This window comes from Reticulibacter mediterranei (assembly GCF_016587455.1).
This window is the reverse complement of sequence record NZ_BNJK01000003.1, coordinates 106,995-119,336: the sequence shown is the minus strand read 5'-3', so window position 1 is coordinate 119,336 and position 12,342 is coordinate 106,995. Positions and strand designations below refer to the sequence as shown.

General features: G+C 47.8%; 16 protein-coding genes. 15 read left to right on the top strand and 1 reads right to left on the bottom strand.

From position 1 onward, the window contains the following. The first annotated feature begins 43 nt into the window (after positions 1–43). The 9 genes from K3T83_RS53390 to K3T83_RS53350 all read left to right on the top strand — a co-directional run bounded on the left by K3T83_RS53390 (position 44) and on the right by K3T83_RS53350 (position 5,978). Complete coding sequence (locus K3T83_RS53390) at positions 44–229, top strand: hypothetical protein (protein WP_220211298.1); 186 nt, start codon at positions 44–46, stop codon at positions 227–229. 123 nt (positions 230–352) lie between these two features. Continuing rightward, positions 353–997 carry an HD domain-containing protein gene (locus K3T83_RS53385; protein WP_220211297.1) on the top strand — a complete coding sequence of 215 codons (645 nt, stop codon included), beginning with the start codon at positions 353–355 and terminating at the stop codon, positions 995–997. A gap of 443 nt (positions 998–1,440) precedes the next feature. Continuing rightward, a complete protein-coding gene (locus K3T83_RS53380) occupies positions 1,441–1,749 on the top strand; it encodes a hypothetical protein (RefSeq protein ID WP_220211296.1) in 309 nt (102 codons plus the stop codon). 68 nt (positions 1,750–1,817) lie between these two features. Beyond that, a complete protein-coding gene (locus tag K3T83_RS53375; RefSeq protein WP_220211295.1) occupies positions 1,818–2,099 on the top strand; it encodes a hypothetical protein in 282 nt (93 codons plus the stop codon). Positions 2,100–2,358: 259 nt separating this feature from the next. Continuing rightward, positions 2,359–2,688, top strand: a complete 330-nt coding sequence (locus K3T83_RS53370; protein WP_220211294.1) for a hypothetical protein — start codon at positions 2,359–2,361, stop codon at positions 2,686–2,688. Positions 2,689–2,766: 78 nt separating this feature from the next. After that, on the top strand, positions 2,767–2,976 hold the full coding sequence (locus K3T83_RS53365) for a hypothetical protein (RefSeq protein WP_220211293.1): 210 nt from the start codon (positions 2,767–2,769) through the stop codon (positions 2,974–2,976). A 1-nt stretch (position 2,977) separates the two neighbouring features. Next, on the top strand, positions 2,978–3,322 hold the full coding sequence (locus tag K3T83_RS53360; RefSeq protein ID WP_220211292.1) for a hypothetical protein: 345 nt from the start codon (positions 2,978–2,980) through the stop codon (positions 3,320–3,322). A gap of 668 nt (positions 3,323–3,990) precedes the next feature. Continuing rightward, a complete protein-coding gene (locus K3T83_RS53355; RefSeq protein ID WP_220211291.1) occupies positions 3,991–5,007 on the top strand; it encodes a hypothetical protein in 1,017 nt (338 codons plus the stop codon). A gap of 668 nt (positions 5,008–5,675) precedes the next feature. Continuing rightward, positions 5,676–5,978 carry a hypothetical protein gene (locus tag K3T83_RS53350; RefSeq protein WP_220211290.1) on the top strand — a complete coding sequence of 101 codons (303 nt, stop codon included), beginning with the start codon at positions 5,676–5,678 and terminating at the stop codon, positions 5,976–5,978. 721 nt (positions 5,979–6,699) lie between these two features. On the opposite strand, the gene K3T83_RS53345 is transcribed toward K3T83_RS53350, so the two are convergent. After that, positions 6,700–6,930, bottom strand: coding sequence for a hypothetical protein (locus K3T83_RS53345; RefSeq protein WP_220211289.1), 231 nt, complete (start codon positions 6,928–6,930; stop codon positions 6,700–6,702). Between the two features lie 229 nt (positions 6,931–7,159). On the opposite strand from K3T83_RS53345, the gene K3T83_RS53340 reads away from it, so the two are divergent. The 6 genes from K3T83_RS53340 (at position 7,160) to K3T83_RS53315 (ending at position 12,293) form a co-directional block, all read left to right on the top strand. Next, a complete protein-coding gene (locus tag K3T83_RS53340) occupies positions 7,160–7,903 on the top strand; it encodes a protein kinase domain-containing protein (protein WP_220211288.1) in 744 nt (247 codons plus the stop codon). Between the two features lie 246 nt (positions 7,904–8,149). Then, positions 8,150–8,845, top strand: a complete 696-nt coding sequence (locus K3T83_RS53335; protein WP_220211287.1) for a YjbE family putative metal transport protein — start codon at positions 8,150–8,152, stop codon at positions 8,843–8,845. A 530-nt stretch (positions 8,846–9,375) separates the two neighbouring features. Then, on the top strand, positions 9,376–9,696 hold the full coding sequence (locus tag K3T83_RS53330; RefSeq protein WP_220211286.1) for an RNA polymerase sigma factor: 321 nt from the start codon (positions 9,376–9,378) through the stop codon (positions 9,694–9,696). 282 nt (positions 9,697–9,978) lie between these two features. After that, complete coding sequence (locus tag K3T83_RS53325) at positions 9,979–10,395, top strand: response regulator (RefSeq protein WP_220211285.1); 417 nt, start codon at positions 9,979–9,981, stop codon at positions 10,393–10,395. Positions 10,396–10,797: 402 nt separating this feature from the next. Beyond that, positions 10,798–11,169 carry a response regulator gene (locus tag K3T83_RS53320; protein ID WP_220211284.1) on the top strand — a complete coding sequence of 124 codons (372 nt, stop codon included), beginning with the start codon at positions 10,798–10,800 and terminating at the stop codon, positions 11,167–11,169. 170 nt (positions 11,170–11,339) lie between these two features. Further along, positions 11,340–12,293: a helix-turn-helix domain-containing protein gene (locus K3T83_RS53315; RefSeq protein WP_220211283.1), complete on the top strand. Its 954-nt coding sequence runs from the start codon at positions 11,340–11,342 to the stop codon at positions 12,291–12,293. Positions 12,294–12,342: the final 49 nt, after the last annotated feature.

Genomic DNA, 12,342 nt, shown 5'->3' with positions numbered 1-12,342 from the left:
GCTCATCTAATCGCAACAACCGTTGGCGGCGCTCGCTTGGTCAGTGGAAGCCGGTCGATATCAGGTAGCCACAGAAGATGTGGCGATGACGGTGGGGGCCGAGTTTGAGTCCTCCATCCTCTTTGATCGGTATCGTATAACTCCAACGATCACCGATCTCCAGTTTTACATGCAGCAAGGCTTGTTTGCGATTCCTGAGCAGTTACTTGCGACAAGCAATCTATCATAAAACCCCACGATGCATGATAGTAGACGTAGCAGCATTATTACGTATCGTAAGCGAACAAGGTGAACAATCTCTGACAATGTAAGAGAGAGAAAAAAAAGGAATGAGAATAGAAAGCAGAGAAGTATGAGAAAGCAATTTTCCCCTTATCCTACCACTTTAGTAGAGAAAGGGTTCTTGATGGCATCGCAATTACATGCTGGACAACTACGGAAAGCCTCCATCGTGCCAGATATTCCCTATTTGAGTCATCTGATGGAGGTTGCTGGTATGGTGATGACCTGTGGATTCCCAGAAACAGTCGTTGTGGCGGCACTTTTCCACGACCTCATCGAAGATCAGGGAAGCGAGACCCGGGATCTCATTCGAGAACACTTCGGAGAAGAAGTACTAGCTCTGGTTGAAGCATGCACAGAGCCAGGAGCCGAAGGAGCAAAAAAAGGTCCCTGGGTGAAACGAAAAGAAGCATATCTTGAGCGGATAGGGCATGACACCCTCGAAGTGTTGGGGATTATTGTTCCTGATAAATTGCAGAGTGCACGAGAACAGCGCCGGAAGGTTCGTCTCGTAGGCGATGAGGCTTGGCATGAACTCTTGAAAGAGGTGTCTGATCTTCCGCAGAAGATTGCATTGCAGAAGTGGTTTCATACGGCTTTTGTTCAAGCTGTAAAAGATCAGCTGTATATTGTGCCACATGCTCCACAAAAGGTTGCGGTTCAAGCACTCCTTCAAGAGTTGGAAGAAACTGTTGCCACATTGTTTCCCTCCTAAAGAAAATGGCTTGTCAGGCGCTAAGAAGAGAGTCAGCCTATCATTTCGGGAGAGCTGACTCTCTTCTTAGCGCCTGACTCTTATCGTTGCTTCTGCGGAACAAAAGGAATGACGTGGCGAATGTGGGCATCGCCAGAACGTGCCAGAAAGACGACAATCGTACGGCAAAATGGAGCGTATTGTCACTGTTGAGTCGGATTTCTGAAGTTAGTAGAGAATGACCTCGCTCAGAAGGTGTTTTTGTGCATGAGATGCATTGTAATGCAACTTCTTTCTCTTCTCCACTTGCAAGGGAGCCCCGCTCAAAGTTATACTATAAGCAGTTCCTCACAGGAACGCCTGGTTGTTTCCATGGCACGATCCCAGATCTGTGTCGTGGGAGCACCCATTGACACAGATCTGGGATCGGTTCGCCGTGGCATATTTTTCGATGGAGGAAAACAATGGCACGACAGGATTGGAAAGCGGTTTTGCGTCAGTGGTTGCGTGAGCAGAGAGCGCAGCAGGCGCGTGAGCGCATTCAGTCAATCGCGATTTTGGAGATTTACCAGCTCTATGAATATATCCCAGAGGTTGATCCGCATTGGGATGATCCACGTCCTTGGCACGATGCTGCCAGAGGTGATGGGCTCTCCTACAGGGGAGTGATAGAGTGGGTGAATCGCCATGCTGGCGAGGACCTGGAGACGTTTCATCAGCGTGTACAAAGCCGTGCAGACTGGTGGTATCGTACCCATTATGCGCAGGTGTGAGAACTCACAGATGTTGAGTGGTGACGCTCCTCTGTGACGCGACCCTATCCAAAAGAGCGATGGTGTGGTTGAGTTCTGCTCCCCTCTCGCTCTTTGCCGCTCTTTTCCTCACGACTCAAGGAACATCAATTACCGTCTCCCATCTAGTCGAAGCTGTGCGGAACTGGTCAGCCTTACAACAGTGTGAAAGAGCCATGCAGGCTGGCCCACCTGAAAAAGGATTGGATCAATCTTCTAATATGGAAACAGCTCCTCGATCCTTCTCCACGCTGACATACGAAAGACTGGTCAGTGATGCACGATTACCGGGTAATTGGTACTCTCACGGCAGAATGGATACCCAATTTTGAACCGTGGGGTCTTCGAACTCTCTTTGACCCCAGATTTTTGCGCTTTTCAAAACTCGTTGGTAAACCGCTTGACATTTCTGTGTCCATGTAGTAAATTTACTACATGGACACAAACAATGAATACCAGACAACAAGGATCTGGACAAACACTTTAAAGCGCTTGCGAAAGATAAGTGCAGATACCGATGAAAGCATTGTAAAACTTCTTGATCGTTTATCGAAGCAAGAGCAGCATAGATTGCTTGGAAAGGAAGAAAACATGGTAAAGTATGAGGAGTGGCATACTCTTCAAACACGCGGCGCTGTCGATCCCGGACATGACGAGGCCGTTGAGGGATCTCTGTTGGTCGGAGAAGCTTCTGTCCTCCAATTCACTGCTAACCAAAGCACCTACGGAGAAGATACTGTCTTTATCTTCCCAGCCTTCCACAAAGGAGAGCGCTGTTGGGTGAAGCGAGAAGAGTGGTCTGCCGCCTATGGCTATTCTGCTGCTGGCATCCAGGAAACAGTTATCTCATTCGAGGAAGGCGTGAAGCTTTTCCTTGAGCGGAGCGTCTTCGAGTTTCCTATCCCTGTTGAGGCGAAGTAAGTCCAAGTGCTCTCTTGATCGCAAATGATCTTGGACAATAAACAGTTAGGAACGCTATTCAAAAAGGAATTAATAACGATGAGTCAGCAAAACCAAAACCAGACGACCTATTACCTGGCGTATCCCCCTTTTGCTTGTGATGCTATTCAAATTCTTACCGCAAGCGAGTATTGGGGACAGGGGTTGCCAGCCAACCATCATTATGAGCCAGTCTCCATCCCGGGAAACTTCCAGAGCTTTGCACAATTGCAGGCGTGGGTAAACGCGCAAAACCAGCAGAGGTACTAGCATGACAACTGATACGCTCAGAGCTGCGCGAGCCTGGGGGGAAGAACATTTTCCCCAGGCTTCTGCCTTCAAACATGCCGCCTTTGCCAATAGTGTTGTGTATGCGCTTTACCACACCTCTGGTGGCTACGGCGGCCCTTCTGTTCGAGAACACGCGGTGACAAAGGCAGTGAATGAAAAGGGTAAGACCTTCACCGGTTTCGTAGATGCCTGCGAGTTCGTTGCGCCCATTGTCTATGGGCCACTCACGGACCTTCACAGACAAGTATGGGATGAACAGCAGGCGATATCCTTTGATAACGACCCTGAAGATGTGAAACAACTCAAGCATTATCGAGCCAATTAGCGATGGAAGCTGGGGACGGGTGCCGTATCACAGGTAAAAATGCGACCAAACGTTGGCTGCGTAAATGTTTGGTCGCATTTTTACCTTAGAAAAGGAACAGATTATCGGATGTTGCCACTGTCTAGCAAACTCGAAATTGATTCGCTGGTTGCGCTTCTCCGTGGAACGTTGTTCTAACGCAGATCATGACCTCTACAGGAATAACCAGTGTCGCTGGCGCGAGGCCGTTAATAGCGATGAAGTGAGTTACCTATGAAAAAGCAAGAAAAAGATCCACGTGATCAGAAACTTTTGGACCTTCTCCCTCTCGAAGACTTTCCTTCGCCAGTATTTCAAACTGTGGCACCTTTTGCCTGCATGAAGGTTCGCACTGTCCTGATCATGGTCCTGTTTGTCCTTCTGTCCATCCTTGCAAGTACTTTATGGGTCATTTCTCAACCATAGCGATGAATCATCATAAAAAATTGGTAAAGTCTTTGTCTGCGAGTCCTGCGTACCACGCGCCAAAAGAGTTTGATCGTAGTAAAAAACAAGTACAAAAGAGTCTGATCGCCAAGCTGATCTGGCAGCGCAGACAATGGCTGATGGCAAACCAGTTGTCGTTCATTGTATTTGTGTGCAGTCTATAGCATGGCAGGTTCCAAAATAGCATAAGAGGAGATAAGCGAATGAAATACGTACAGGAGACAGCCTTTTGGAATTACCCAAGGAAAGTTACATTGTGCTTTGAAACGCAGAAGCAACCAGCAATAACGTTTTACGTCGATATAGAGCGTAATCAGCAAAAGATCGTCATCTCAGGGACTCTGCTCAAGATAGGAAGCCTCATTCCACTTCATACGGTCGAGATGCAAACGGAGGAAACCACAACAGATGCTCTGGCTGTAACTGGTCGGCAGATCTTTTCAGCATGGCTTCGCGACCTCTATCAAAATTTAGAAGAGGAACATGATCAGCTTTTGCTCTACATTTTGAGGGCAAAATATAACAGCGACAATAAGCGCCGAGAGTTTCGTCCAGAAGCCATGCAAAGCCGCCGCCAGGCTGATACCAGAATGGGGTATGGCGTCCAAATTCCGGGGTACACATTAGATATTGCGGCTTTCTATGCAGATAAACGTGATGAGATGCCGGACGGGCGAGGATATTTGGTTTTCCAATCAAACACAAGTCCCCAATTTTGGGCAGAAATCAAGTGGGCAATAAACGTTTCTACTGGATCTTTCCTATTCTGGCAGGTATCTTTGTTGCTGAATCGTTCGATAGGATCGTTGCAGCGGTCATCTCTGATCATCGAGTCTCACACCGTTTCGCTGGAAGATACAGAGATATTGGAACCTATTCAGCGATTGCTGATGGAGCCACGTCTGACCGAAGATCCAGCAACTAGGTCAGCGCGGCATAATAGAGGCGAGGCACAAGATCCGCAAGAAAAGGAGAAGCGGCAGGTTGTGTCGTTTATGGCAAACCTCCTTGCGAAGAGTCTGGAAACTGCCGTGGAAGAAAATAATGAGATTTTCATCCTTCATCTAATCCAAGGGTTATGGGAGAACCAGGAACACCTTGCTCAGATGGATCAAAATGAAGTTGGAAATCTGGTTCCTGTTCGCGTTAATGCGTCAAATTCTTCAACGCCGTCAATTCCTCTTAGAAGCGAATTGAGAAAACACCATCGAGATCATTGATGATGTCCATTGGAGAAGAAAAGATGCGTCAAAAGCTAAAACTTGAAGATGGAAACGTACTTGTAGTTCATGCTTCCCACGGAAACGAGATGGCAGCGTATTGGACGAGCGAGACCTCATTGTGCCTTCTTTTAGAAGGTTAAATCACTGTGCAGTCTATGACGAGAATAAGTCATATTCGTATAGCTTACCTATCTTCCCAGAGAAGGCTTTGTCTATCTGGCAGCACCAGAAACAGACAAAGTAGTACGAGAGAAAGAAGCCAGAGGGAGCCTTTAGAGAGACAGATCATATCACTCACCTGGGGCAATATGATTTGTTTCTTGTGATGCAGTGTCTCCCCCCGGCATGTTGTGCAGCGCTTCGAGTACCCAGAGCAGGGGAGTCAGTACTGAAAGACAAGAGAAGACGGGTGCTGCTCCGTCTGTCATAAATACCCCAGGCTTGCAGATTGGTGGGATCGTAGTTTTGCAGAAACACTTCTCAGATAATCTATTCTTGACACTCTGGCGGCAATTTTAGAAAAGAGTGTTTTATCGTGACCGAGAAGCAGAGATACTTAGTATTATAAACATTTGAGCGTAATACGGATTTACTCTTGAAAGAGATAATTAGTTACGCTAAAATGTCACAGACTTTATATTGTCTGTATTGTTAATGGAGGCGTTATGCGAAAGAATCTTGGAAAGAATCTTGTCCCCGTGATTTTGTTAGTGTCTTATGTTGGATTTGTGCTCAATGATTTTGACATCGTACAAACGCAGCATAAGGATCTCCAGCAGATTATCCCAACTATGCTTGCTGGATTAGCAATTGCAGTACTTATTATTGTATTGCAACATTTCTTTGCAGCACTCTTATGGATGGATAGAATTAGTAAATCTGGCATAATCTATATAATTAGTTCTTACATTGTCCTCAAAGTAGCAGAATTACTCATATTCATCTATCTGATGCGTGTTCCCTGGTAATCGAAGCCTCTCCTTTATGAGAAATACACCATTTTAAGCGTGTACGAAGTGTCGTGTGGAGAAAAATGACCGGCTGGCTAAGGCCCTGAAATGCAGGTGCAACCAGACTATTTACATATGTATGAATAAGATAAGTGTGGTTGTGGCTGCTAATGAATGGGAGCTCTATTGGTAGAGTACTCATAGGATTATCATTTGCTACGTGGGCTTGCTGGCAATGGGAAGCATAATTTTGCCGAATCTGTCAAAACGTATGTCCACTTGTGCTAAGCCGTTGCTGTGAGATCTTCACAAACGTTAACTCGTAGGGCGCGAGAATAAGAAGTATCCTCACTATGTCTCCTCTCTCCCCTCAACGTATGAAAGTCCATCACAAAGCGGCTTCGGGATTGCTCACGCTCCAAACACTACAAGAAGGGCGGCTCTGCTAAGTATCTGAGATACAGCCAATAGCCAGGTCATGGCGGACCCCGATTCCGTGCGAGCAGAGTTTTGCGTATCAGTAAACAACTTTGGGTATTCATGATAAATCATGTGAACTAGTATAGGCAGTCGTGGCGAATGGGCGCTGCGCCACGTGGGGAACGAGAGACGAGGACTGGCTGGGCGCTGAATAGAAAACGACAATGTTGACAGCAACACCCAAAAAACATCTTTTGAGTTCTGCAAGGATACATCTGGCGAGGTTTTAGATGCCTCTAAACAACTCGTCGAGTAACTGCTACCGCTCCTGGTGCTTCTCTTCAGCGCGAACGGAATCTTGAAATGGGGCACAATGGCATACAGTTGCCTTCGGAACCGATGGCCCACTCAGATTGGTGATGATAAAGCGCGAGAGGCCCTTGAGCGTTTTGACGGTTTCGGTATAGCTGCGGTCTGCTCGCCGCTCAAAATCAAAGATAATTGGCAAATACTTCGCCGCTCGGAGTTGCTCCGCGACTGCTTGTAACACTTCCAGGCCTCTGTTGAGTGTGGCCTAGCTACGACCTTCCCTGAGGGGTAGTGGAACGTATGTGTGGTCATGCACAACTATGTATTGAGGAAGACAGGTCGTGATGATAAAGAACTGACTGTTCAGAAGGGAGGACTTTTTCTCACTCCCACTACAAGCGAGCCTCAAACCATCCATTCACAATGGATGGTTTTTTATTGTTTGAAATGAAAAGACAAGGAATTGTCCGATGCAACAAGTATTGCAATTTGGGGACAGATATCACGTCCTCTCGAAAAAAGGGCAAGGATCGTATGGTGTGGTCTATGTGGCTGAGGATTGGGTACAGGAGGGTCACCGTGTGGCTATTAAGACTCCTGTCTTGAAGCGTGAAATTGACGTGCTGGCTTCCCTCTCACATCCCCAGATCCCCAGCTTCCTCGGCTCTGGTCAAGATGAGCGGGGAAATCTCTTTTTGGTTATGGAATTGCTCGATGCCGAGCCACTGAAGGCGTTTCTCCAAGAGGAGCGAAAACTTCATCTGAGTGAGTGGAGCGACGTCCTTGTTCAACTGATGGGCATTTTCCACTACTTGCAACTGCGTGCCGTCTCTTATGAAGACCTGCACATCGGCAATCTGCTTCGAGCCCCTGAGACGGGCTGTCTCTATCTGGTCGATTTTGGCCATGCCGTCTTGTTATCGCGTGATGCATCGATCAACTTTGGTTTTTCGAGGAAAATATTACAGTTGATCTACGAAGGTCTCCTGGACGGTCTGGAGGCTGAACAACGGGATGCCGTCCTACAGTGGGTGGATTGGATGTATCTCACCTATGAGACAAATCCTCACGTGGAGTGGTTACGGGAACAATGGATGCGTTTTGTGGTTGCTCTGGAACAAGAGATGGCACCACGTGAGGAAGCATCCTATACATCTAACCTATTGGAACCATCTACTCAGTTACTGAACCATACAAAGTCGCTGGAGGAGTGAGAGGAAGGTTCGATAGCTCTCGATACCGCTTCCGAAGGTGACTTCGTTGAAAAGCCATTGGACTAGAGAAGATATGCTGGCTCATCCATCGTCTGTTGCCACACATACCGATAGATTAGCCTCTGATGAAGGGTTTCATCGTGTGCAGTATAGCACAGGCAAATCGCTTCGTCACGTTGTTGTGTAGCAGTAGCCAGGTCAGCGAACTGACCTGGCTACTGTGTTTCTCTGATGAAAGGATAGGCCATGCCTGGCTGGTTAGGCCCACTGGTAGGAGTCATTCTGGTTGACCTTGTGCTCAGCGGCGATAACGCACTCGTCATCGGGGCTGCGGCCTCCAAATTATCAGGAAAACGACGCTGGGTCGCTCTGATTGTGGGTGGAGGTGGGGCTATCGTCGCGCGGATCGGCTGTACGTTCCTCGCAACGTTGCTGCTGCATGGACCTCTGGTAAAAGTCTGCGGTGGCGTTCTCCTCATGATCATTGCGGTGCGTCTGTTGTTGGATCGTCACGCCGAGGGCAGTACTGAGGACGAGAAGGAGAAGCGAAGCGCCAGGGCGACAGACCAATTTATTCCTGCGCTCATCAGCATTGTCGTCGCCGATGTCACCATGAGCCTGGATAATGTTGTGGCAGTGGGGGCGCTGGCGGGAGATCAATGGCTGATTCTGGTTGCAGGTCTGGTGATCAGTATCCTTTTCGTGCTCGCGGGTAGCGCGTTGGTGGCGAACCTCATGACACGCTTCCCCTTGCTGTTGGATCTTGCCAGTCTGGTGCTTGGCTGGACGGCGGCTCAAATCATTCTAGATGATAACCTGGCGGGTTCAATGCTGAAGCGTTTCCCCTGGACTGGTTATGTTCTTCCTGGTGTGGCTCTTGCGCTTATTCTTGTCACTGATGGCTGCTTACGCTGGCATGATCACAACCGCAGAGCAAAATGATTTTTCTCTTTTCTTCAAGAAAGAGACCAACATCTTCCTTCTCATCGAGATCAAAAAGCAAAAGGAGAACGAGATGGACTGGATAACAGCCCTCGCCCCACACAATGTAGGGCCATCTCAACAGAAATCAAGAAAGATCACGACCTCTTATTGATTCCTTGCGTCATCGGCAAGGTCAGGATCTATGGCTTTTTTGCAAGTACGCCTGACCATCTTCCCAAATTACTTGTAAAGGCCGCAGATGCGACCATCATGAAGCTCCTGCACCTCGTACAAAAAGATCTGGATAGGTCCCCTTCCCAAGCAGATATGTCAAACTTATCTGAAAGAACAACAGCAGGATGCTATAGACACCATACTGAGCAGTACGTAGATGGCAATTTCCCATGGGAGATGTAGCAACAACCAGAATTGTATGACTGCCAAACCGCTGCTTTCATTGCTGCATGCTCAGTTAAGGGAGTGGTAACACCAGCGGGCAGGGCTTCTTGGCAAACATACATGTGACCCAAAGAAAGGAACCTAGTGTCATGCAAAAAAAAGATGTACCCACGTTTGAGCAAGTGTATTGTGACAATTATCTGTTTGTCTTATCGTGCGCTCTTCAAGTTGTGCAGAATTCTCAAGATGCCGAAGACCTGACGCAGGAAGTCTTCATCACAGCGTTACAAAGAAATCAAACCGACCTTCCCTGGCTTACTTCTCAAATCTGCAATATGGCAGTGGAGCATTGCTTACAACAAACTCAACGGTTCGCTTTGGAAACGAGCTTGGAGCACCCTGTGATGGCCAGCTTCGGCGAAGCTCCTTCAGAGACACGCTTTGCATGTCTTATGACCGAGAGTTCGTAAGGGGGGACAGCAGTATTTCATTGCACAGTATTCACTCTTCGAAAGAGAAGGGATAGATAGAAGATTGGTGAATTTCTGAAGAGCGCCTGCGAGAAGCTTCGCTGGCGTGAAGAAGGTATTACGGCATTTCCTGTGATTTTAAGTAATGTGTTTGTTAGCGTGGGTACGCTGACTCAGTTTAGTCGCTAGACAGCGTACCCACGCCCGTTAATGGAGAACTCCATCACGTTGCCTACCAGTATAGCACAAGTGGCGTTCTCTAGACAAGAAAGGAACTCTTGAATGGATTCAAGAAAACCAACCATCGCGGTGATCGATGATTCACCAACCATTTGCAAGATTCTGACAGAGATATTCAGAAGACAAGGCTATCAGGTGAACTGTTTTTTTCACCCCTATAACGCTCTCCAGGCGTTCTTTCCACCGGCAGAGACTGTTCTCCCTGATGTTGTATGCGTTGATATCGAACTGCCCTATATGGATGGATTGCAACTCATCAAGCGTATTAGGGGCAAATGCTCCGAAAGGAAGATTGACAGACACATTCCTATCATCATCGTCATTTCCCGGCGTGACGGTCCGATAGATAGGATGAAAGCGTTTCTTGCTGGGGCAGATGACTACCTGGCAAAGCCTTTTCCCCCCCACCAAGCGCTTGATCTGATTGAGAAGTATCTCCCTTCTTCTCAGACAAATTGATCCCTCCCTTCAAGAGCGACAGAGCTGATTACTCTCGCTTTCCGTCATCCCCTCAACTCATTGCTTTTGTAGCCAACGAGTGCTTCAGCCACACTTCAGATAAACGTGTTGAGCGTATCATGCTCAAGGTTTCCCAAAAAGAAGCAGCAATGTTCAGACTTTTTGCGCGTCGATAAAGATATCATGGCTCACGAGGTAATTGGGGAGAGTGTACGGAAGAAGCTGCAAGAAGAGTTGCTCATATGAATGCTTCTCGCTTGTGATTTTTTAGGTGTTTTTTGTCACGTGGTTCTGCTGGCTCAGTTTGCGGCTAGACAGCAGAACCACGCCAACGTTGGATGACTCCACCGTGTTCCACCAGTATAGCACGATGGGACCATCTAGACAAGAATGGAGGCTTGTATGGTCCGTGTAATGGTAATCGCCCCTTCACCCACTACTCGCAAGATTCTGGAGGTTGCCTTGCAGCGCGAAAGGTATCAGGTCAACAGCTTTGCAAGCGCTTCAGTAGCGCTTCAAGATCTTTCCAATACGTTACCCTCTCTCCCGGATGTATTCGTCATTGATTTCTCTACCCCAGAGACCGGGAAATTGATAAAGGATCTTCGAGCAGAACTGCTTATTCGTCAGATCCCTATCATTGCCATCACTGACCCGGGCTTCTTTGAGAGGATGAAGGCACGCCAGGCTGGTGTTGCCGGGTACTTAGAAAAACCCTTGAAAGAAAAAGAAATCGTTGCTTTTGTTCAAAAAGTTTTGCTTCGGTGGGGATAGAAGTCTGTAAAAAATAGGACGAAGAGAGCCAGTGAAAAACACAGTAGTTGTGTTTTTCACTGGCTCTCTTCGTGCCGATGCAGATACATCCTTCGTAGGCGGCAGTCCAGCCGTACTGAGGACGACATGTACAGTCGTCATGGATTAAATGTTGCAAGGAGAGCATCATCATGGAGACACTCACGGTTCGTCAAGTAAGTCACCTTTTGCGCGTGCAGGAAAGGACAGTGCTGGCATGGGTGAAACAAAAGCTGTTAGTTGCTCAGGAAGGGAGGGAGGTCGGTCGGCAAAAACAGCTCTTGGTTGAGGTGGAATGTCTCAGAGAGACATTTGGGGAGGCCATCGACGATTTTCTGGAGGCATCAGCACGTGGACGCAGTGTTCCATCTCCCTATCTCCTCGCTGGCGAGGTGGCTCACTTGTTTCGGGTGTCTGTCTATACGGTGAGCCGGTGGCTGCAAAAGAAGGTGTTAACAGGCACTGCGATAAGTCAACATCTTCTGATAGAAAAGTCGGCACTTGTCGAGCTGTATGGAGAAGGTGTGGCACGCTATATCGCCGAGCTTGAGCAGGGATGGGAGCCAGTTTCCCCTTTTTTAAGTATTGAGGAAACGGCCGCCCTCTTCCAGATCCAACCCAGGACTGTGGTACGGTCCTGGATAAAGAGGAACATTCTGCCTGCTCTCGCCGTGACAACGCATGCAGTGGTAGAGAAAGAGCCACTCATTAAGCAGTATGGGCAAGAAGTGGAATGGTATATTACTGCACTTGAGCGAGGTGAAAAGGTATCTTCACCTTTCCTTGATATAAAACAGGCTGCACGTCTATTCCGTGCTTCTGAACAAACCCTTCGCATTTGGGTAAAAAATGGAACGGTGCCTGGACATATTGTGAGTGGAGAATTTTTCATTACGAAAGCCCCGCTCATCCAGCGATATGGGCGGGAAGTAGAGCGGTACATCGCCGTGATTGAGAGGGGGAAAAACCCACGCTCTCCCTTCTTTACTGTTCAAGAGATGGCCGCAATGTGGAAAGTGGAAGAACGGGATGTGATTGATGCAATTCATAAGAGAGAAATTAAGGCTATCAAAATTGGGTTGCACTACTTGATCCCCGCTCAGTAAGCGTTGATCAGTGCGTTCCCACTTCTTTGTGTGCCCCAGAGCAGTGGGA